Raw genomic sequence first — 20,819 nt, 5'->3', positions numbered from 1 at the left:
GGTTTTTGTGAGAATTTGAATCTGGGATCGATGCGTTTTACTTTGCTCGTATTAATATGTTTTATTCTGTTCGCCGGCCATCGTGCACAGGCGCAGGATCCACAATTTTCCCAATTTTATGCGGCACCCCTGTACCTGAATCCGGCCTTTGCGGGTTCCACACAGTATACCCGTGCCGGAATGAATTATCGAAATCAGTGGCCGTCAATTGAAGCGAACTTTGTTACTTTTTCGGGTTATATCGATCACTTCTTTGAAAGTAAGAATAGTGGGGTTGGCTTACTGTTCATGCACGACAAGGAAGGAAGGGCCGGGTTGAAGTCAACTTCTGTGGCATTGCAGTATGCGTATCAACTTCAGATTACTGGAAACCTTTTCTTCAGGCCCGGCTTCCAGGTAGCCTGGTTTAACCGGAATGTCAATTTTGCAGACCTCACCTTTGGAGACCAGTTCAATGAATTTGGTGAAGTGATTCAACCCACCGGGGAAGTATTTGGAAATACGAATAAAAGTTTTCTGGATCTTTCTGCAGGGGGTGTACTTTATACACCCAACGCATGGCTTGGTTTTTCTGCGAATCATCTGAATACGCCCAGACAGTCATTTGAAGAAAATGTGGAAATAGAGGAACTTCCTATCAAGTACTCCATTCATGGAGGGTATAAGATTCAATTCAAACCGGGTGTGATGGGCAGCGGACTGTTCGCGCGCCGGCAGGAGCGAAGTCTTACTCCGACATTTCAATATAAATCCCAGGGAGAATTTGATCAGTTTGATCTGGGCCTGTATCTCACCCTGGAACCTGTAATTATCGGAGCCTGGTACCGCGGGCTGCCCATTAAACAGATCGATGGATTTAATAATAATGAATCGATAGTATTCCTGCTGGGATTCACAAAAAAAGGACCCGAGGATACCTTTAATATCGGATACAGCTACGACTACACCATTTCCCAACTTGGAACGGCCAGTGGTGGTGCACATGAGATTTCACTGTCTTATATTTGGTCGAACCGGGACCCCAGAAAACCACCTAAGGACGTAATGAGAATACCCTGTCCAGACTTTTAACGAAATGGCAAGAAAAAGAAATAATGATTGGAAGAAGCGGGATGGGATTGTGTTCTCAACCAGTGAAAACTTTGACTACGAATATTCCTCTGATAAGGAAGAATCCAAACCTGCACCCGCAAATCAAAAATTACGGTTGATGCTGGACACAAAATCCAGGGCAGGAAAAAAGGTGACGCTTATCCAGGGTTTTCGCGGAAGTGAAGAAGACCTCAAGCAACTTGGGAAAAGTCTCAAATCATTTTGTGGTGTTGGAGGCAGTATCAAGGACGGTGAAATTTTACTTCAGGGAGATTTCAGGGACAAGGCGCGCCAGTATCTGATGAATGAGGGATACAAGGTTTCCTGATACAGCTCTTCTCTTCTGCCAAAATTAATTGACCGCTTATATAAAAGGAAGTAACATTCTGTTTGACTGTTGGTTAAATTCGTAATTGCAGGAAATACTGCAAATTGGAACGAATCAACAAAGCAAATATGAATTCAACCTTTACAAGGCAACGCTTCAGATTCCTGATGGCGTTACTACTACTTTTCTCCTATCACATTTTACCAGCACAGGATAGTAAGCTCCGACCTGTCTCCGACGTATATGCGCTGGAGAATGTTCGCGTGGTTACTTCACCTGGCAACATTGTGGAAAATGCAACCATTGTCATCAAAAACGGGCTTATCCATGCAGTGGGACAGAACATCGCGATCCCTCCGGATGCGATTTATGTGAAAGCAGATTCCATGACTGTTTATGCCGGATTCATCGATGGTTTGTCGAATGCAGGCATTCCAAAGCCGAAGGAAGATAACAACCGCCGAAACAACGTGGAAAATCCGGGCAACCCGCCAAATGAGCTTGCCGGCATTACGCCTGAAGCAGATATTCGGCTGATGCTGGATCCGTCTGACAAGTCGATCGGTGCGCTGAGAAACCTGGGTTTCACCATGGCGCATGCGGTTCCATATGGCAGAATGCTGCCAGGAACCGGCGCGATCATCCTTCTTTCGGGCGATCATGCAGATGACCTGGTATACAAGGACCCTGTTAGTTTCTACTCGCAGCTTGAAGGAGCGCGCGGGGTTTATCCAAGCACAGTTATAGGTGTGATGGCGAAATACCGTCAGTTATACCGACAGGCTCAACTTGCAAAGAACAATGCATTGACTTATTCTCAAAACCCATCAGGAATGGAACGGCCATCATCTGATCGCGTTTTGGAGGCGTTTTACCCGGTGATTGATGGTACGCTGCCTGTCATGTTTCACGCAGAGGATGTAAAATCAATCCAGCGCGTACTCACACTCCGAAATGAGCTTGGCTTCAAGTTAATGATTGGCGGTATCAAGCAGGGATGGGATGTGCAGGATGATTTAAAAAGTGCGGGAGTGCCTGTTTTCCTGAGCCTGGATTTGCCAGAGTGGAAGGAAGATAAAAAGGATTCAGCTGAAGAGGCCTCCTGGAGCGATGAAAGAAAGCGACTTGAAGAACGCAAATCGGACTTGTTGCAAAAACATTATACGCTGCCTGCTACTTTTACCTCTGCAGGAATCCGTTTCGGATTCAGTTCGATGGGAGCAAAGGAATCTGATATCCATAAAACCCTTCTGAAAATGAAGGAAAAGGGAGTTTCAGAGGATGTGTTGCTTGCCGGTTTAACAACATATCCGGCAGAGATGCTTGGCTTGTCGCGGGTTGCAGGAACAGTTTCTTCCGGAAAACTTGCCAACCTGGTTGTTACAGATAAGAGTTACTTTGAAGAAGGCGTACAGGTACGATATGTATTTGTTGAGGGTAAGATGTATGAATTTGAAGCTAAAAAGGCATCGAATAAAAATGGCAAGAAGAGTGAAGGTCCTGAAGGTACATGGTCCTACTCTGCCCAGACCCCGAATGGTACAGGAACCGGGCAAATACAGATCAATAAATCCGGTGATTCCTTTACCGGAGAGATTAAAGATAATCAGTCGGGCTACCGCTTCGACCTCGATAATATAACAGTGGATGGCAAAAATGTCATGTTTGAATTTACCTATAACGATGGGAACGGTCAGTTGCCCCTGAAAGTCGATCTTGAGATGGACGGAAATACTTTTTCCGGAATGATCGACGGCGGCTCAATTGGAAAATTTCCGATCAAGGGCGAAAGGATCCCTGAATAAAACTGACCTTATAAAAATCAAGAAAATGAGAAACCTACTTTATACTTTTCTTTTGTCGCTTCTTCCGCTCGTTCTGTCGGCGCAGGAGAACGGTGACATTATTATTAAAAATGCTACAGTAATTACCATTACGAATGGCACGCTGGAAAATGCGGATGTACTGATCCGTGATGGTAAAATCGACAAAATCGGCACAGGACTGAAAACTCCCAGGGATGTGAAGGAAGTTGATGGTACCGGAAAATACGTCATGCCGGGGATCATTGATGCTCATTCACATATTGCACTGGACGCGATCAATGAAGCGACGAATCCGGTAACTGCAGAAGTTTGGACGGGAGATGCCCTGGATCCGTTTGATATCGGAATTTATCGAGCACTTGCCGGTGGTGTGACCATCAGTCACGCCATGCACGGATCAGCGAATGCAATTGGAGGACAGTGCGAGACCATCAAGCACCGTTATGGAACCACCGATCCGGAAGTCTTAAAAATGGATGGAGCTCCGCGTACGATCAAGTTTGCCCTTGGTGAAAACCCGACCCGGGTGCATGGCGCAGGCAATAATATTGTTCCCAGAACAAGAATGGGTGTTGAATCTGTCTTCAGAAAGGCATTTTCGGAGGCCCGGGAGTACATGCAGAAGTGGGATACCTACAACGCCAATAAGGATAAAAAAGGATTTGTTGGAATGGCCCCTGAATACGATCTGCGCATGGAAACACTCGCGGATATTTTGCGTGGTGAGATTATCATCCACTGTCACAGCTACCGTGCTGATGAGATTTATATGCTTATGCAGGTATGCAAGGATTTTGGTATCAAGCGCGTTGTTTTTCAACATGTGAATGAAGGGTTTAAAGTTGCACCTGAACTCGCTGAATTTGGAGCCATGGCTTCGGTATTTTCGGACTGGTGGGCGTATAAATTTGAAGTTTACTATTCAACAGCCTACAATGCGGCCATCCTAACCAGGAATGGCGTTGTAACCTCGATCAACTCAGATTCGGGAGAGCTGATTCGTCACTTGTATCATGAAGCGGCAAAAACACAGAAATATGGTGACCTTAACGATGACGAGGCACTGGCGCTAATTACGATCAATCCTGCCCGTCAGCTGGGTATTGATGATCGCGTTGGTTCTTTGGAAGAAGGTAAGGAGGGTGATGTGGTTGTGTTCAATGGACATCCCCTGAGTATATATGCCATTCCTGAAATGACAATTGTTGATGGAATCGTTCGGTTCGACCGGTCAAATGATCCCGATGATATGCGTATCTATCCGGATGTGACAGAAAAGATCGATGTCATGCTAACCGATCATGATCATCAGGACCGATGCATGCAGGACACAGAATTTTTGTTTAACTATTAATCCCGGGGATAATGAAATCACTTATAAATATTATGATCATGGGAATGCTGTTTGTCGCAGCAACGGCAATGGCACAATCGGCACCGGGAGAAACAGGTGTATATGCGCTTACCAATGCAACGGTTGAAACCGTCGCCAATGGAACCTTGAAGAATGCAACGGTTATAATCAGGGATGGAAAAATAGCTGCGGTGGGTGCCGATGTTACCGTTCCAGCTGATGCAGAACGTATAGATTGCACCGGAAAAACGATCTATCCCGGTCTGATTGACGGGGGAACCCGTCTTGGTCTTGTGGAGGTGAATTCCGATCCAAGGACAAGGGATTTCAATGAAATCGGGGATGTGATTCCACAGATGCAGGCACTAACTGCTGTAAACCCCAATTCAGCCCTGATTCCTGTGACACGTGTAAGCGGTGTAACCACTGCGCTCGCAGTTCCGTCGGGTGGTATTATCCCGGGTACCGCTGCGCTAATCGATTTGTATGGCTATACGCCGGACCAGATGTATGCTGGATTCAAAGCGGTTGTTATGAACTTTCCTGTAACAGGAAGACGGGGATGGTGGGATCGCCGCTCGGATGAGGAGATTGAAAAGGAGGTAGAAAAAACAAAAAAGGAATTGAACGCTGTATGGGAGCAGGCACGAAATTACGCACGGATTGATTCAGCCCTTGCCGGTAAAAGTGAAAGCCCGGGTTACTACCCTGAAATGGAAGCACTGATGCCCATCGTGCGCGGTGAAGGCAAGCTGATGATCGAGGTGAATACGGCCAAGGACATCAAAGAAGCGATTGAATGGGTGAATAATAACAAACTTGATGTGATATTCACCGGGGTAGCTGAGGGCTGGCGTGTGGCAGAAGAACTCGCTAAATCAGGGATTCCGGTCATAACAGGACCTGTACTAAGTCAGCCAACACGTAACTATGATCGTTATGACAAAGCCTATGCGAATGCCGGTCTTATGCAGAAAGCAGGCGTAAAGGTGGCGATCAGAACTTCTGAGGCTGAAAATGTCCGGAACCTTCCGTATCATGCCGGTTTTGCGGCAGCATATGGAATGGGCCGTGAAAATGCCCTGAAGTCGATTACGCTGATTCCTGCCGAGATATTTGGAATTGAAGAACGGGCCGGTTCTATAGAAGTGGGTAAAGCTGCCAATATATTCATTGCGACCGGAGATATTTTTGAGACACAGACGAAAGTGGAGCAGGTATTTATCAGCGGATGGAAAATTCCAATGGAAAGCCGGCAAACCGAATTGTATGATGAGTTTATAAAACGAAGTCCCGGATTATCCAAATAACCGGAATTTGGTAATGAGGACCCCAGACGTTTTGTTTGGGGTTCTTTTTTTTATTTTCATAGTATTTCCCCTGTGTGCGTACTATTTTTGCGCCATGTCTGAGCAGATTCTTATTCTTGATTTTGGATCCCAGTATACCCAGCTGATCGCGCGTCGGGTGCGGGAGTTGAATGTATATTGTGAAATCCATCCATATAATAAAATCCCGGATCTTACCGGTGAGGTAAAAGGTGTAATCCTTTCTGGCAGCCCCTGTTCCGTTCGTCAGGATGATGCACCGGATGTTGATCTTTCGTCTTTCCGCGGGAAAGTTCCGGTTCTCGGGGTATGTTACGGTGCTCAACTCATGGCGCATAAATCCGGAGGTAATGTGCTTCCATCGGAAATACGTGAATATGGAAGAGCAAAACTTTCCAGGGTGGATCAGCATAATGAGTTAATGAAGGAGATTGGCATTGGTTCGCAGGTTTGGATGTCACATGGAGATACCATCAGCGAACTTGGAGAAAAATTTGAGGTGATCGCCAGTACACATTCAGTAAACGTGGCAGCCTACCGAATTGAAGGGGAGCAGACCTATGGTATTCAATTCCATCCTGAAGTAACTCACAGTGAACATGGAAAAACGCTGCTCAGGAACTTTGTAGTACATATCTGTGGATGTCATCAGGACTGGACTCCCGATATTTTTGTTGAAACTACTATTGAGCAGCTTAAAGAACAGATCGGCAATGACCAGGTAGTGATGGGGCTTTCCGGCGGGGTCGACAGTTCAGTGGCTGCCACCCTGATCCATCACGCAATTGGTCCGCGTCTTCATTGTATATTCGTGGATAACGGATTGCTGCGAAAGAACGAATTCGAGGAAGTTCTTAACTCCTACAAGGGAATGGGGCTCAATATTACCGGGGTTGATGCCAGGGATCGTTTTTATGATGCACTGAAGGGATTGACGGATCCTGAAGAGAAGAGAAAGGCCATAGGCCGTACGTTTATTGAGGTATTTGACGACGAGGCACACAAGATCGAGGATGTTGCCTGGTTGGGACAGGGTACTATCTATCCGGATGTGATCGAATCGGTTTCTGTTAAGGGACCATCGGCCACCATCAAGTCGCACCATAATGTGGGGGGCTTGCCCGATTTTATGAAGTTAAAGGTAGTGGAGCCTCTCAATACACTATTTAAGGATGAAGTGCGTTTGGTAGGAAAGACATTGGGAATCGATGATGCCATTTTAGGAAGGCATCCTTTTCCGGGGCCCGGACTTGGTATTCGCATTTTGGGTGATATTACACCTGAGAAAGTACAAATTTTGCAGGAAGTGGATCACGTTTTTATCAGCCGTCTGAAACAGCATGGCTTGTATGATGATGTTTGGCAAGCCGGAGCAATGCTGCTTCCGATCCAGTCTGTTGGCGTTATGGGAGATGAACGCACCTATGAGCGGGTCGTTAGTCTGAGGGCAGTAACCAGTGTTGACGGTATGACGGCCGACTGGTGTCATTTACCCTATGAGTTTCTGGCCGACGTCTCGAATGAAATCATTAACTCCGTGAAGGGGGTCAACCGTGTAGTTTATGACATCAGTTCTAAACCACCGGCTACTATAGAATGGGAATAATCTGTATATGAAGAAATTATATTACCTGATCGTTGTTGTCTTTATTTTTATTTCAGGGGTATCGCAGGCTCAAATCAATTACCAGCAGCAATATCTGAATGCGAAGAACCTGTATAAGGAAGGTCAGTACGCACTGGCCATGGAAGCATTCAAGCCGCTCATCAAGCGCGACCCCCAGAATCCTTTTGCCGCGTATGCGTCCTATTTTTTAGGTGTATCCACCTACAAGGCCGGATATGAGGAGCAGGCAAAGGATGTCTTTTTGCAGACACGGGAGCGATTCCCCAACTGGTCGAAAATTGATGAGGTTAACTATTGGCTGGCGAAGTCATACTTTGATAATAATGATGATTTTCTGGCTATGAACGTCATTGCCGGTATCAGAGATCCTCAGATAAAGAACGATAGTGAGGGACTGATTTATAATTACCTCATGCCAGACACCACGCCCGAAGAAATGAAGGCCTTGTATGACCGATACAAATCTCCGGTGATCGGAAAGATCTATGCCGCAAAATTAAGTTCAGTAGCACTGGATAAGGAAGGTCGGGAAACATTGGAAAACCTGGTGAATACCTATAATCTCGACCCGGATAAATACCTGGCTACGGCACATGCTTCAGAAATTAAAGATTCCTACAAAGTTGCGGTGATGATGCCTTTTCTCATCAAATCATTAAAGCCCAATGATAAGAAGAGGGTGAATGAATTTGTCATTGATATGTACAAGGGGTTGAAGCTTGGGTTTGACAGTTTGCGTTCAATAGGAATCGATATTGAGGTTTATGCCTACGATACACAGCGGGATACAACAGTTACCCGTGCAATTTTGCAAAAGGACGAATTGAAGGGTATGGATCTGATCATCGGACCATTATTTCCGGATCCGACCAGGATGGTGAATGAATTTAGTCAGCAATACGGGATTAACATGTATAATCCACTGACCAGCGCTCCCGATTACCTTGCCAATAATCCTTTTTATTTCATGTATAACCCGTCGGTTCTTACTATTGGCGAGGTAATGGCCGATTACGCCTTTGAAAAATATGGCAGTAAACCGGGAATCGTATTTTACGGCGAAACAAGTAATGATCGTTTGCTGGCCCAGTCATATGCCGACCGCTACAGTGAACTGGGTGGAAAACTCTCGATTATTGAAGCGATCAATAAGGATCGAACACGGAAAGTTCTGGAGATCCTGCTCTCAAGTGAGAGTATTAAGGAGGCTGCTTCTGAGGAGGGGCGTGAAAATATGGCAATTCAACCTGACAGTATCGGGCATGTTTTTGTTGCATCGTCGAATAGTCTGATTTTTTCAAAGGTGATAAGTGCAGTGGAAACGAGGGGTGATTCTATAAAGATTATGGGTGCTGCCGACTGGATGGATCAACCGGTTGTAAATTATGAGGTATATGAACGACTGGGAGCAATCCTTTATGCTCCAGGTTATGTTAACAGACAGGCCCTTAATTACTCCGATTTCAGAAAGAAATACCTGAGGAGGCATCGCGAAGTACCTACAGATTATTCAGAAAAGGGATTTGAAATGGCCATGTTCCTGGGTCAGAGTTTAAAGAATTATGGAAACTTCCCTCAGGTGGGGTGGAATGAAAACGGAAGAATGAAGGGAGTCATTACGCCTGGGTTTGAATACAACAATGCGCAGGATAACCAATTGGTTCCGGTACTGGAGGTTAATAAAGATGGAATCAGGACTGTGATTCGGGAACGACAGAAGGAGGAAAGTAAATGATAACTGAGCGGAGCAAGCACCTTTTTGAAGAAGCTAAAAAATTCATTCCCGGAGGAGTAAATTCACCTGTCAGGGCTTTTAAAGCTGTCGGTGGAGATCCGCTGTTTATTCAGCGTGCCGAAGGCGCCTACGTATTCGATGAAGACGGAAACCGATTTATCGAATTAATTAATTCATGGGGCCCGATGATCCTGGGGCATGCTCATCCGATCATTGAAAATGCGGTGCGTGGAGCTATTCATGATTCACTTTCTTTCGGCGCTCCTACAGAAAAGGAAGTGCAAATGGCTGGTTTGATCACCGGGATGGTTCCTTCCGTTGAAAAAGTAAGAATGGTAAATTCCGGAACGGAAGCTACCATGTCGGCCATACGCGTAGCACGCGGTTTCACTGCCAGAAACAAGATCATAAAATTTGATGGATGTTATCATGGTCACGGGGATTCCTTTTTGATTGCTGCCGGAAGCGGTGCGATGACGATGGGCACGCCGGACAGTCCGGGTGTCACACCAGGAACCGCAGCAGATACACTGATTGCCGCATTCAATGACCTGGAATCTGTTTCCCGGCTGGTAGCTGAAAACCCGGAACAGGTTGCGGCCATTATTGTAGAGCCTGTGGCAGGTAACATGGGATGCGTTTTGCCTGCCGAGGGATTTCTGGAAGGGCTTCGTACTATATGTGATGAAGCCGGAATCGTATTGATTTTTGATGAGGTAATGACAGGCTTTCGCCTGGCCCCTGGTGGTGCCCAGGAACGGCTTGATGTATTGCCCGATATGACGACACTGGGTAAGATAATCGGCGGTGGAATGCCGGTAGGAGCGTATGGCGGTAAAAAGGAAATTATGGACTTTGTATCTCCACAGGGACCTGTTTACCAGGCCGGTACCTTATCGGGTAATCCTATTGCGATGGCAGCGGGGCTTGCTATTCTCCAGTACCTTCGTAATCATAATGAAGTTTACTCAAAGATTGAAGAAACGACTGCAACAATCGTTTCGGGATACAGGGAGATTTTAAAGGAGATTGGAAAGGATTATACCATCAACTCCATTGGTTCCATGGTGAGCCTGTTTTTTAGTGAAGCGCCTGTTACCGACATGAATTCTGCGAAAAAATGTGATACTGCATTGTTCGGCAGGTATTTCAGGGGAATGCTGGAAAAAGGTGTCTACCTGGCGCCATCGCAGTTCGAATCATTATTCATTTCTACGGCAATCAATCAGGCAGAAACAGATCATATTCTTTCCGCGACCAGGGAAGTTCTTAAGTCCATTCATTAATACATCATGAATGATGCAATCATTTCAAGAATGAAAAAGGTTGTGATCAGGATCAGGTAGATGAAGCCGACCATATTGAATTTCACAAGCGTTTTAAACCATCCCTGTTTGTATACCCTTAAAAATGATAGATAGGCGTAAGTAGTCACCAATACAAAAATCAGGAAATTGATGAACATGCTAACTCCGTCATTTTTAATTACGAAATAGGTAAAGATCAGCGTAATTCCATAGATAAAGTAGGCAAACGAATGTAGATGAAAGCCATGAATGATGTGATTTATATAGAGAAACGGTCGACGGATGTACAATAACTTTAAGATGGCTGCGAAAATGGGAATCAAAATCAGCATCATGATGGGCAGATTTTTAACGATAAAGGCACCTACCTGTTCCCGTTCAGCTCTCATTATCTTAATTCCTTGTGTAGCGGCATAGCGCTCAAATCCTGTTATTGGTTCCGTGCTTAAGGAGTCTATAATCTCCTCTTCCGTAAGCTCTTCATTTTTCGACATCTTATAAACCTGGTCGAACTGATCAAACAAAAAGAAACTTGTGCTTGTATCAAGACTTACACTGGTCCTGATGGGCGCACCATCCCCCGAGATATCAATTTTCTTTATTGCACTTGAGTCAAGCGGGTTAAACAGAAGCGAGTCGAACATAAAGGAGTTCAGTTTATTCTGGAGTTCTGCACGTTCTTCAGCAGTCGTATTTTCCCGGATTGCACGGGATAGCGTTTTGTAATCAGCTTCTCCACTTTCGTCCATTTCCTGTAAAACATCTTCCATGGATTTGGCTGAAAGGGTTTCTTTAAGAATTTCCTGTTCATTTTTGTCAAGGAAAGAAAGGTTTGCGGTATCCTCAACTGACTTCTGAAACTCACTTGTCTGTTGAAGCATATCCTTCACCACGAGCGTGCAAACGAAGAAATAGAATAAACTGACGATCAGGTAAACGCGCAACGGATGAGCGTAAGTCATTCTCTTTCCTTCCATGTACCGGTTGGTGAGAAAACCCGGTTTAAAGAGGAACGGAACAGCACTTTTGGCGAATCTTGAATCGAAAGCAAAATAATTCGAAAAGAAATCATTGATCAATGTGCCGAAGGAGACGTTATTGTCATTATTCTCCTGACCGCAGATCGGACAAAAGTTGTACACACTGTCGAGTGAGGCGCCGCAGTTGAGGCAATTATTTTGTTTTCTTCGTATTTTCATGGGGTAATGATCTCCGGAAAATATTAAAAAAAATGATCAATACCGGGGATTGTTTAAAATTAATGGCGTGAATTGTTATTCAGTCAATACTGTCATAAATAGGGTGTCTCGTAAGGTATAGTGCATTTTTGTGTTGTTTGACTAGGAAAAATGCCTTACATTGGACATTATTTTGTTATACGATCGTATCATTTTTTAACTTTGAGTTCGTGAAGAAGTTATTATTATTTTTTGCTTCGCTGTGCTTTATTTCATTTTCCCAGGCACAGGACCGTCGGGATAAAGTCCCCGTAACCTACGAGGAACTTTATGATGAGCCATACTCAATCAGTAAGCTTTTCGTTCATTTTCAGCCTATTTACGGTGAATTATGGAAAGCGAATGTGAATGCTGGTTTTGGTTTGGAGGCTACCTACATCTGGCAGGATAAAATGACTTTTCGTGCACATGCCCGTAAGAGCTACACCCGCAAATTCGACCTATCAAGGGATCTGGCGGAACGAAATAATGATATGGAGAATGAAGCCAATATTTTTAATCTCTATGAATTCGGCGCCACCTATCATTTAAAAGATTATGATAAGAGTTCCACAACGAAGATGGTTCTCTACAAAAAAAGTTACAAAGACGGAAAGTGGGCTGCCAGGGTTCCCTTAAATGCAGAAGTACCGTGTACCCTCCGAAAGATTGTGGGCATTCGCCTGGGAGGGATATTCTATGATACTTCAGTGGATTTAAAAAGCGCGCTGGAAGATCAGGGCGGCAACGTAACTGATTTTGTAAATGCGGAAGGAAACCCTTTACCGGCAACGTTACCCGATGAATTTGGCGATCCGCGTGATATTTTTGTTTACGGCAACATGGCCGGTGCGGGTGTATATGTTGGTTCGTCCATCACATGGATCCGAAACGTAGCGGTGGATTTTGACAATAACTACCAGGAAGGTGTGGATGATCTTATTTTAACCGCATTTTTTGACTTCATTATTACCCCCAAGCTTACCGTGGATGATGTTTTCTTTCAGGGAGAAGCATACGCCTCAGATGTCGTTGAAACCAGCAAGGTAGGTTTCAGACTTGGTCTGGAAGGCAAGTTTAACCGAACCCTGTCATGGGCGTATGGTGGCGAAATCGGGATGCGTCCCGGACTTAAAAAGCGTGGATTTTATGCTGCCATTAAGGTTAGTTTCCCGGTATTCTCCACCAATCTTGATTACTCTGTCGAAGCATTCGGTAAGTAAGAACTATTCTTTTTCAAGAAGCCCTCTTCTGATCTCACAGGAAGGGGTTATTCCTGCTTTCAGTGAGTCGGCCACGGAACAGTATTTTTCAAGGCTTAAAAGGACGATTTTCTCAACCTCTTCGATATTTGCATCAGGGGAGGTAATGATGAAATGCAGACGTATGGCTGTATAGCTCCTGGGAGGATTTTCATTTCGGTCTCCTTCAGCACGAATTTCCATGGCCTCAAGCGTTTTGCGCCTTTTCTTTATCATCAGGGCAACCTCTACGGCCACACAACCAGACAGGGCTGAAAGAACGAGTTCCATAGGACCCAGATGCTCCTTGTCACCTTCGCGCATATCAATTCGTGCTGAATGCCCGTAATCATTTTGGGCGCTGTAAACATAATCTGTAATATGAGTTGTTGTGATAGCCATTCAATTGGTATTTTAGTTCGATGAAAGATCTTTCCAAAATTAAAGGGAAAATTCGGGATATCAGGAATTTTCCGAAAGAAGGAATTGTATTTAAGGACATCACCCCGTTGCTGGCCGACCATGAAGCGTGTGCCGAAGCCGTGGAGGGGTTGGCAGAACCGTTTCAGAATAACCCTCCAGATGCAATAGCAGGGATCGAATCACGTGGGTTTCTATTCGGGATGCTGCTCGCCATGCATTTTGGGATTCCCTTTATTCCTGTTCGTAAATCGGGAAAACTCCCTTATGAGAAGATCTCCCATTCTTATTCACTGGAATACGGTGAGGCTACTATTGAGATTCACACGGATGCCGTTTGGCCTGGTTGTAAGGTATTGATTCATGACGATCTGCTCGCCACCGGCGGCACTGCGGCTGCGGCAGCAAATTTGATTGAGAAATTAGGCGGGGTCGTACATGGGTATTCATTCCTCATCGAACTTGAATTTTTGAACGGCAGTGAGAATCTGACCAGTGCATTTAAACATTCCCTGATTCGTGTTAAATAATTCAAACAATGTGAATTGATGGGTGTTAGTGAGAAGATGCATGAGACAAAGAAATTTCCAATATTTCCATTGAGCATTTTGCCACTCCCGGGCGAAATTGTGCCCTTGCACATTTTTGAGCCGAGATACAGGCAATTGCTGGAAGATCTGGAAGCAGGAGACGGCCTTTTCGGAATTTTATATTCCGGTCTTAACAACCGATACCAGTTGGGAACCATCCTGAACCTGGAACAAGTTATGAAGAAATATCCCACCGGTGAATCGGATATCGTCTGCCGGGGAGGAGACGTGTTTATTTTGGTGGATTATTTCATGAATTACCCTGGTAAACTTTATCCCGGGGGGAATATTCACATCCTCGATTTTCCGGATTTTCCTGTTGGTAATGAGCTTGACGAGATTTTCAGGTCTTATATGACCGACAAGGATCAATCAAACCTCGGTGATATCCTCATGATAAATGATGTGGCGAATGAACTGGATCTTGATATCCAGGATCGCCTTTCATACCTCCAGATTCTTCAGAAAGATAAAAGAGAAAAATTTCTGTTCGAACGTGTCCGTTTTCGAAAACACGTGCTTGATCAGGAAACCCGAACTAATAAATTCTTTATTTATAATTAATTGCCGAACGGGTTAAGGGCATTCATTGCGCGTTTTCCTCCACCCATTTTGTTCATCGTCTTCATGACCTTTTTCATGTCCTGGAACTGCTTCAGCAAATTATTCACTTCCTGAACAGAAGTTCCACTTCCGTCGGCAATGCGTTTTCTCCTGCTGCCGTTGATGATTTCAGGGTTCTCCCGCTCAGCCGTGGTCATGGACCGGATAATCGCTTCTACGGGTTTGAATGAATCGTCGTCCACATCAATGTTTCGCAAGGCCTTACCCATACCCGGTATCATTCCAAGCAGGTCCTTGATATTTCCCATCTTTTTGATCTGCTCAAGCTGGGAAAGGAAATCGTTGAAGTCGAATTGATTTTTCCGGATTTTTTTATTCAGCCGGCGTGCCTCATCCTCATCAAATGACTGCTGTGCTTTCTCAACCAGGGAGACCACATCACCCATGCCCAGGATCCGGTTAGCCATTCGATCAGGATAGAACTTATCGATGGCATCCATTTTTTCACCTGTGCTGATGAATTTAATCGGTTTTTCGACTACACGGCGTATTGAAATGGCAGCACCACCTCTTGAATCACCATCGAGTTTGGTAAGCACAACACCGTCGAAATTCAGACGTTCATTAAATGCCTTTGCTGTATTTACTGCGTCCTGTCCGGTCATGGAATCAACCACGAACAGGGTCTCTGAAGGACTGAGCGCCTCTTTCAGGGACGCGATCTCATTCATCATTTCCTCGTCCACTGCCAAACGGCCGGCCGTATCGACGATTACAATGCGCTTGTTGCTTTCCCGTGCGAATTTGATTGCTTTATTCGCTATGTCAACCGCATTCTTGTTTTCAGGTTCGGCGAATACCTCCACACCGATTTGCTCTCCAAGTACCTGCAACTGATTGATCGCTGCAGGGCGGTAAATATCACAGGCAACCAGCATGACCTGTTTGCCTTGTTTTTTTAGATAATTTGCAAGTTTTCCTGAGAAAGTGGTTTTACCGGAACCCTGCAAACCTGCAATCAGGATGACTGCCGGATTACCCGTCAAATCAATCTCTTCATTGCTCCCGCCCATCAGGCGTGTCAACTCATCGTTCGTGATCTTGGTCAGCAACTGACCCGGAGAGACGGCGGTTAACACATTCTTACCGAGTGCCTGTTCCTTAATTTCATCCGTTACCTCCTTGGCAACCTTAAAATTAACATCGGCATCGATCAATGCTCTGCGGATTTCCTTCACCGTTGTTGCCACGTTCACTTCTGTGATGGTTCCCTGGCCTTTCAGGGTCTGGAATGCTTTCTCTAGTTTTAGACTTAAATTATCAAACATATTATCAGCTCTTTTGAATAGTCCGGCTTTCACCAGCAGTTTGCAAAAATAGGGATTTCACGAGTTTTATGATAATAACCCAAATGAATTCCTCAGATTTGTATAAAGAATGGACGAGGCTGACCAGAGCTAATCGATGAATGTCTGATATCGACGGTGAGATTCCTCCCATTTTATCGAAAGAAGGGGTAATTCCTTATTTTTACTGAAATTAAATTTTTTAAAATTCGTGATTGAAGCACCTATCTACGGTTTAATACTTGCCGGTGGTCCGAGTACCAGAATGGGCGAAAATAAAGCCGAACTCATTTACCATGACCGGCCTCAGTGGGCCTATTCTGCGCAGTTGATCGCGCCTTACTGCCGCGAGGTTTATTTTTCTGTTCGTAACGATGATCAAATAGCCGACATGCCGGCCGAGCTGATGCTGAGGGACAAACCGAATATCACCGGCCCTGTTGCCGGAATCCTGGCAGCGATGGAATCGAATGAGCGTGCCGCATGGATGGTTCTGGGGATTGATATGCCGGGTGTGGATCGCGCATTGATCAATCGTATATTCCGTCAGCGTGATGCGAATAAAGGTGTCACCTGTCTTATGCGCGATGGCAAAGCCGAACCCTTGTTAAGCATTTGGGAACCAACCGTTCGCGACAGGCTGCAGAAATATGCCTCATCAGGAAAGAGCAGTCTTCGACAGTTTCTTCAGCAAGAGGACATACATATCATTGTGATTGATGATGCCATGTCCTACAAACTCGATAGCATCGATACGCCGGAGGAACGCCAGAATTTTTTACGGAAAGGGCGTAAATGATCGGCTGTCTAATTTTTTAAACGTGGGGATTCTTTTCTAATTTACAGGTCAGCTTAAGCGTTCATTATGCGAAAAATATCTTTTCAGGCCCATATTCTGCCTCATCTCGTTGCCATTGTGGTGTTTTTGGTGGTAACAGTTATCTTTTTCTCTCCTGTTTTCTTTAGCGGACGATCACTGGATCAACATGATATCAATCAGTGGAAGGGCGGAGCTCAGGAAATAATTCAAAACCGAGAGTTAACGGGAGAGGAGCCACTTTGGACCAATTCCATGTTCAGTGGAATGCCGGCTTACCTGGTTGACGTAAAATGGAGTGACAGCCTGCTGACAAACTTTAAAATTGCGGTTTCCCTCGGTTTGCCGCATCCGGTACGGAATATTTTCCTCGCCATGTTGTCCTTTTATATTCTGCTACTGGCTTTTAAAGTAAGGCCCTATCTGGCGATCGGGGGGGCACTCGCATTCGGGTTAAGCAGTTATTTTATTATAGGTATCGCCGCTGGTCATAATGCCAGAATCGGTGCCATCGCGTTTATGCCACTTGTGCTGGCCGGGATTCACGTGGCATTTAAAAGGAATCTTTGGTTAGGCGGCGGATTAACCGCACTTGCGGTGGCACTACAGCTTCGCGATAATCACCTGCAGATAACATATTATCTGCTGTTTTTTGTGGTGCTGTATGGGATCATTCAGCTGATTCAATTCGTCCGCTCTGGAGATCTGATGGGTTTTGTGAAGCCTGCAGGGGTGCTGGTTGTTGCCGCACTTCTTGCCTTTGGAACCTTCTACGGTAAATTCAAGTCCATTTCCGAATATAGCCGGTATTCCATGCGCGGGGTTTCGGAACTCAAGGCCGATGTTAACAGCGGTGAAAATGAGTCTGGCCTGAAAAAGGATTATGCCTTTCAATATTCCTATGGCCTCGATGAACCCATGACCTTATTCATTCCGGCATTCCTGGGGGGCACCAGTTCCCATCTTTTCGTTCAGGATGAGGATAGTGAAACTTTGCAGGCTCTTCGAACTGCTCCCGATCCGCAGCTGGCAAATCAGCTGGCGCGTTATTCTGGTGCTTACTGGGGGCCACAACCGTATTCGTCACCATATTATGCAGGTGCGGTCGTTGTTTTCCTCTTTGTGCTCGGCATTCTGTTTGCCGAAAAGCGATATGTGATCTGGCTGGTGAGTATTTCCGTCCTTGGGGTTCTGTTGGCTTACGGGGATAGTCTTGCATGGTTCAACTATGCCATGTTTGATTACTTTCCTGGTTATAATAAATTCAGGTCAGTCACTTTTGCCATCATACTGCCGTTGCTGGCCATGCCATTGCTAGGAATGCTCGGACTGGAGCGCCTTTTGAGCCTGAAGCCTGATCAAAAGACCAGAAAAAAATTACTCATTGGCATCGGTATTCCCGCAGGTATCTGCGTGCTTGTTGTTCTTTTCGCCGGAATGGCTGGTTTTACAAGGGCGGGCGAGGAGCAATTGCCACAATGGTTCTTAAATGCACTGCAGGCAGACAGGGCTTCCCTCATGCGCTCAGATGCACTTCGCTCACTGGTTATTGTCGGAATAAGTGGTATACTGGTTTATTTTGGCTGGATAGGCAGATTAAAGCCGTTGATCTGGATGGGTGGCTTGGTTATCCTGATGCTCGCCGATGCATGGATGGTTGATGCACGATATTTTGGCGAAGACAATTACCGGAGAAAATCAGATAATAGTTTTCTTACCGCCACGAATGCTGATAAGGAAATATTAAAGGATAAATCACCCGGATACCGGGTACTGAATCTTCAAAACCCGTGGAGCGAGGCCCGGACTTCCTATTTTCACCAGTCGTTGGGTGGGTATCACGGTGCGAAGATCCGTCGATACCAGGATCTGATCGACTATTGCATTGATCCTGAAATTCAGGAAATGATCCAGGGACTGCAATCGGGTAATCCCGACCTTTCCGGGTATGGAGTGCTCAATATGCTCAATGCGAAGTATATTGTTTTCGGTCCGGAGCGTGAGAATATTATCCCGAACAATACCGTGAATGGCAACGCATGGTTCGTGACTTCTGTACGATCTGTTGAATCTGCGGATGCCGAGTTGCAGGCGACATGTGAAATAAATACCCGTGAGACAGCTGTAGTTGATGCGAGTAAGTTCGGCGGTTTGAAAAGTACCTACAACGAGGGTTCGATTGAGGTAGAATCCTATCTGCCCAACAGGATCGTTTATAAAACCGAAAATGCTTCTGATGGTCTCGCTGTCTTCTCTGAAATTTACTACCCCCATGGCTGGAAAGTAACCATCGACGGGCAGGATGCATCCATGCTCCGGGCGAATTACGTGCTCAGGGCACTGGAGATACCCGCTGGGTCACATACAGTAGTATTTTCGTTTGAACCCACGGTTTATGCGGTAGGTAATACAGTGATTTTAATTTCGACGATCGTGTTGATCTTAGGTTTTTTTATCGCTGTGGCTTACAGTATTCTTCAATGGCGACGAACTGCTGCCTGATCGATGGCGGCGATCCTCGTTAGTAGCGGCGGATGTGAATAATTAACAAAGACATAGGCAGGATGGGGGTAAAGGTTGCTCAGGTTATCTACCGAGAGCTTCTTCAGTGCATTTTTCATGGCCTCTGGTTTAAAGGTAACGGAAGCAAATTCGTCTGCCTGGAATTCATGTTTTCTGCTTATGAGATTTGAGATAATGCCCAGAACAGTAGAAATGGGTGAGTACAGCAGTGTGAAGGTGAGCAGGTTGAGGTGAATTCCATAACTATTTGCTCCCAGTGCCACAGAAAAGGATTCATTAAAAATCACCCTGGACATGATGAAGAGCATCAGGCCGGTTTGGGCGATGCTGAGGATAAATCCCTTGATGATGTGATTTCGTTTATAATGCCCGATCTCATGGGCCAGTACCGCTACAAGTTCGGCGGTTGTGTGATTCTGAATAAGGGTATCATAGAGGACAACTTTTTTTCGTTTGCCAAGTCCGGAAAAAAAAGCGTTTGACTTTGAGCTGCGTTTTGATCCGTCAATAACATAGATATTCTGAATAGGAAACCCCACATTCCTGCTGTAAGATTCAATGGCTGTTTTTAACTCACCATCTTCAAGCGGAGTCAGTTTATTAAACAGCGGGACGATCAGTGTGGTATAAAACGCATTGATAAACAAGATAAAGAGAGCGGCTACAATCCAGAAAATCCACCAGAAGTCAGGCCCCATTCGTCCGATCAGAAAAATCAATAACAGAAGTATTGGGATGCCGATCAGAGCTCCGAGCAGATACCCTTTAATTTTGTCAAGAAAGAAAGTTTTTATGCTGGATCTGTTGAAGCCGAACTTTTCCTCGATCACAAAGGTCCTGTAATATTGAAATGGTAAAGTAAGGATGTCTGAAGCAATAAAGATCACCCCAAAAAATGCAACCGGTATCCAAAGTTCGCTCTGAACAAACTGGCGGATGTATTGGTCAATCAGGCCGAAGCCGCCAAACATCAGCATCAGAAAGGTTGCTATGAAGCCCACAGTGCCTGTGAGCAATCCGAATTTTGTGACTTCCCGATTATATTTTAGTGATTGTTCATAGCGGGCGTGGTCATAAAATGAACTAACCTCCGACGGAATGTCCTTTTTCCGACTTTTGATGTTCAAAAAATCCAGTACTGTTTCCAGGATAAATCCGGCTGAAACGATGACCAGGATGAGCGTAAGTATTGCTGAAGGGTCCTTTAACATATCTGAGAATTTGTCCCAATTTGGGAATAATTCCAAAAATGGGAATATAAGCCACTTTAAAAAGTCGGTTTTGAGCGAATTTAAGCTATTTATCTCTTTGGTATTGATTTTGGCATAGGAATGTCAACATCGGAAGTGGATGAATAAATTTTTTTACGATATGATCACAAATCTAAAACGCGAAGGACTGTTGCTGCCCGCAGTGCTGTTCACTTCTGCAGTTATCGTACTTTTTTATGAATTAGTCAGCTTTATTCTTGTGAACATTTAGCGCTGAAATTGTTTTTAAGGCA

18 protein-coding genes are annotated in these 20,819 nt (G+C 45.1%); 14 read left to right on the top strand and 4 right to left on the bottom strand.

The window, feature by feature from the left end; translation table 11 throughout:
• Positions 1–30: 30 nt before the first annotated feature.
• The 8 genes from LDX50_RS16765 (at position 31) to hemL (ending at position 10,576) form a co-directional block, all read left to right on the top strand.
• Positions 31–1,071, top strand: a complete 1,041-nt coding sequence (locus LDX50_RS16765; RefSeq protein ID WP_225698461.1) for a PorP/SprF family type IX secretion system membrane protein — start codon at positions 31–33, stop codon at positions 1,069–1,071.
• Positions 1,072–1,075: 4 nt separating this feature from the next.
• Entirely contained in the window at positions 1,076–1,420 is a 345-nt protein-coding gene (locus LDX50_RS16760) for a translation initiation factor (RefSeq protein WP_225698460.1), read from the top strand.
• Positions 1,421–1,548: 128 nt separating this feature from the next.
• Positions 1,549–3,225, top strand: coding sequence for an amidohydrolase family protein (locus LDX50_RS16755; RefSeq protein WP_225698459.1), 1,677 nt, complete (start codon positions 1,549–1,551; stop codon positions 3,223–3,225).
• A 25-nt stretch (positions 3,226–3,250) separates the two neighbouring features.
• Positions 3,251–4,600, top strand: a complete 1,350-nt coding sequence (locus tag LDX50_RS16750; protein ID WP_225698458.1) for an amidohydrolase — start codon at positions 3,251–3,253, stop codon at positions 4,598–4,600.
• Between the two features lie 11 nt (positions 4,601–4,611).
• The gene (locus tag LDX50_RS16745) at positions 4,612–5,910 is read left to right on the top strand and encodes an amidohydrolase family protein (protein ID WP_225698457.1); all 1,299 of its coding nucleotides are present in this window, start codon (positions 4,612–4,614) and stop codon (positions 5,908–5,910) included.
• A gap of 94 nt (positions 5,911–6,004) precedes the next feature.
• On the top strand, positions 6,005–7,534 hold the full coding sequence (gene guaA / locus LDX50_RS16740) for a glutamine-hydrolyzing GMP synthase (RefSeq protein ID WP_225698456.1): 1,530 nt from the start codon (positions 6,005–6,007) through the stop codon (positions 7,532–7,534).
• A gap of 7 nt (positions 7,535–7,541) precedes the next feature.
• The gene (locus LDX50_RS16735) at positions 7,542–9,290 is read left to right on the top strand and encodes an outer membrane protein assembly factor BamD (protein WP_225698455.1); all 1,749 of its coding nucleotides are present in this window, start codon (positions 7,542–7,544) and stop codon (positions 9,288–9,290) included.
• Entirely contained in the window at positions 9,287–10,576 is a 1,290-nt protein-coding gene (gene hemL, locus LDX50_RS16730) for a glutamate-1-semialdehyde 2,1-aminomutase (protein ID WP_225698454.1), read from the top strand. Before LDX50_RS16735 ends, hemL begins: the two co-directional genes overlap by 4 nt.
• Here the strand turns inward: hemL and LDX50_RS16725 are convergent.
• The gene (locus tag LDX50_RS16725; protein WP_225698453.1) at positions 10,573–11,796 is read right to left on the bottom strand and encodes a DUF3667 domain-containing protein; all 1,224 of its coding nucleotides are present in this window, start codon (positions 11,794–11,796) and stop codon (positions 10,573–10,575) included. The two genes, hemL and LDX50_RS16725, sit on opposite strands and share 4 nt — an antisense overlap.
• Positions 11,797–12,005: 209 nt before the next feature.
• Between LDX50_RS16725 and LDX50_RS16720 the strand changes: the two genes are divergently transcribed.
• Positions 12,006–13,037, top strand: a complete 1,032-nt coding sequence (locus tag LDX50_RS16720) for a hypothetical protein (protein WP_225698452.1) — start codon at positions 12,006–12,008, stop codon at positions 13,035–13,037.
• Positions 13,038–13,040: 3 nt separating this feature from the next.
• Here the strand turns inward: LDX50_RS16720 and LDX50_RS16715 are convergent, their stop codons facing one another.
• Positions 13,041–13,457, bottom strand: a complete 417-nt coding sequence (locus tag LDX50_RS16715; protein ID WP_225698451.1) for an OsmC family protein — start codon at positions 13,455–13,457, stop codon at positions 13,041–13,043.
• A 20-nt stretch (positions 13,458–13,477) separates the two neighbouring features.
• Between LDX50_RS16715 and LDX50_RS16710 the strand changes: the two genes are divergently transcribed.
• Both LDX50_RS16710 and LDX50_RS16705 read left to right on the top strand, forming a co-directional pair.
• Positions 13,478–14,005 (top strand): adenine phosphoribosyltransferase, encoded by a 528-nt coding sequence (locus LDX50_RS16710; RefSeq protein WP_225698450.1) that lies wholly within the window; start codon positions 13,478–13,480, stop codon positions 14,003–14,005.
• A gap of 18 nt (positions 14,006–14,023) precedes the next feature.
• The gene (locus LDX50_RS16705; RefSeq protein ID WP_225698449.1) at positions 14,024–14,629 is read left to right on the top strand and encodes an LON peptidase substrate-binding domain-containing protein; all 606 of its coding nucleotides are present in this window, start codon (positions 14,024–14,026) and stop codon (positions 14,627–14,629) included.
• Here the strand turns inward: LDX50_RS16705 and ffh are convergent.
• Positions 14,626–15,957: a signal recognition particle protein gene (gene ffh / locus LDX50_RS16700; RefSeq protein ID WP_225698448.1), complete on the bottom strand. Its 1,332-nt coding sequence runs from the start codon at positions 15,955–15,957 to the stop codon at positions 14,626–14,628. The genes LDX50_RS16705 and ffh overlap by 4 nt on opposite strands.
• Before the next feature lie 229 nt (positions 15,958–16,186).
• On the opposite strand from ffh, the gene mobA reads away from it, so the two are divergent.
• The gene (gene mobA / locus LDX50_RS16695; RefSeq protein WP_225698447.1) at positions 16,187–16,774 is read left to right on the top strand and encodes a molybdenum cofactor guanylyltransferase; all 588 of its coding nucleotides are present in this window, start codon (positions 16,187–16,189) and stop codon (positions 16,772–16,774) included.
• A 66-nt stretch (positions 16,775–16,840) separates the two neighbouring features.
• On the top strand, positions 16,841–19,294 hold the full coding sequence (locus LDX50_RS16690) for a YfhO family protein (protein ID WP_225698446.1): 2,454 nt from the start codon (positions 16,841–16,843) through the stop codon (positions 19,292–19,294).
• Here the strand turns inward: LDX50_RS16690 and LDX50_RS16685 are convergent.
• Positions 19,270–20,526: a M48 family metallopeptidase gene (locus LDX50_RS16685; protein WP_225698445.1), complete on the bottom strand. Its 1,257-nt coding sequence runs from the start codon at positions 20,524–20,526 to the stop codon at positions 19,270–19,272. The two genes, LDX50_RS16690 and LDX50_RS16685, sit on opposite strands and share 25 nt — an antisense overlap.
• A gap of 139 nt (positions 20,527–20,665) precedes the next feature.
• Here LDX50_RS16685 and LDX50_RS30820 point away from each other — a divergent pair, with 139 nt between their 5' ends.
• Positions 20,666–20,797 carry a hypothetical protein gene (locus LDX50_RS30820; protein ID WP_255647363.1) on the top strand — a complete coding sequence of 44 codons (132 nt, stop codon included), beginning with the start codon at positions 20,666–20,668 and terminating at the stop codon, positions 20,795–20,797.
• Positions 20,798–20,819 lie beyond the last annotated feature (22 nt).

The sequence above is a fragment of the Fulvivirga sedimenti genome, assembly GCF_020328055.1.
Note: the sequence above shows the minus strand (reverse complement) of the source record. Positions and strands in the feature narration are given on the sequence as shown.

Coding starts and splice junctions, on each gene's coding strand:
- LDX50_RS16735 (WP_225698455.1), top strand. CDS start 7,542: ATGAAGAAATTATATTACCTGATCGTTGTTGTCTTTATTTTTATTTCA.
- LDX50_RS16685 (WP_225698445.1), bottom strand. CDS start 20,526: ATGTTAAAGGACCCTTCAGCAATACTTACGCTCATCCTGGTCATCGTT.
- ffh (WP_225698448.1), bottom strand. CDS start 15,957: ATGTTTGATAATTTAAGTCTAAAACTAGAGAAAGCATTCCAGACCCTG.
- hemL (WP_225698454.1), top strand. CDS start 9,287: ATGATAACTGAGCGGAGCAAGCACCTTTTTGAAGAAGCTAAAAAATTC.
- LDX50_RS16715 (WP_225698451.1), bottom strand. CDS start 13,457: ATGGCTATCACAACAACTCATATTACAGATTATGTTTACAGCGCCCAA.
- LDX50_RS16760 (WP_225698460.1), top strand. CDS start 1,076: ATGGCAAGAAAAAGAAATAATGATTGGAAGAAGCGGGATGGGATTGTG.
- LDX50_RS16750 (WP_225698458.1), top strand. CDS start 3,251: ATGAGAAACCTACTTTATACTTTTCTTTTGTCGCTTCTTCCGCTCGTT.
- LDX50_RS16765 (WP_225698461.1), top strand. CDS start 31: ATGCGTTTTACTTTGCTCGTATTAATATGTTTTATTCTGTTCGCCGGC.
- guaA (WP_225698456.1), top strand. CDS start 6,005: ATGTCTGAGCAGATTCTTATTCTTGATTTTGGATCCCAGTATACCCAG.
- LDX50_RS30820 (WP_255647363.1), top strand. CDS start 20,666: ATGAATAAATTTTTTTACGATATGATCACAAATCTAAAACGCGAAGGA.
- LDX50_RS16690 (WP_225698446.1), top strand. CDS start 16,841: ATGCGAAAAATATCTTTTCAGGCCCATATTCTGCCTCATCTCGTTGCC.
- LDX50_RS16755 (WP_225698459.1), top strand. CDS start 1,549: ATGAATTCAACCTTTACAAGGCAACGCTTCAGATTCCTGATGGCGTTA.
- LDX50_RS16705 (WP_225698449.1), top strand. CDS start 14,024: ATGGGTGTTAGTGAGAAGATGCATGAGACAAAGAAATTTCCAATATTT.
- LDX50_RS16725 (WP_225698453.1), bottom strand. CDS start 11,796: ATGAAAATACGAAGAAAACAAAATAATTGCCTCAACTGCGGCGCCTCA.
- LDX50_RS16745 (WP_225698457.1), top strand. CDS start 4,612: ATGAAATCACTTATAAATATTATGATCATGGGAATGCTGTTTGTCGCA.
- LDX50_RS16710 (WP_225698450.1), top strand. CDS start 13,478: ATGAAAGATCTTTCCAAAATTAAAGGGAAAATTCGGGATATCAGGAAT.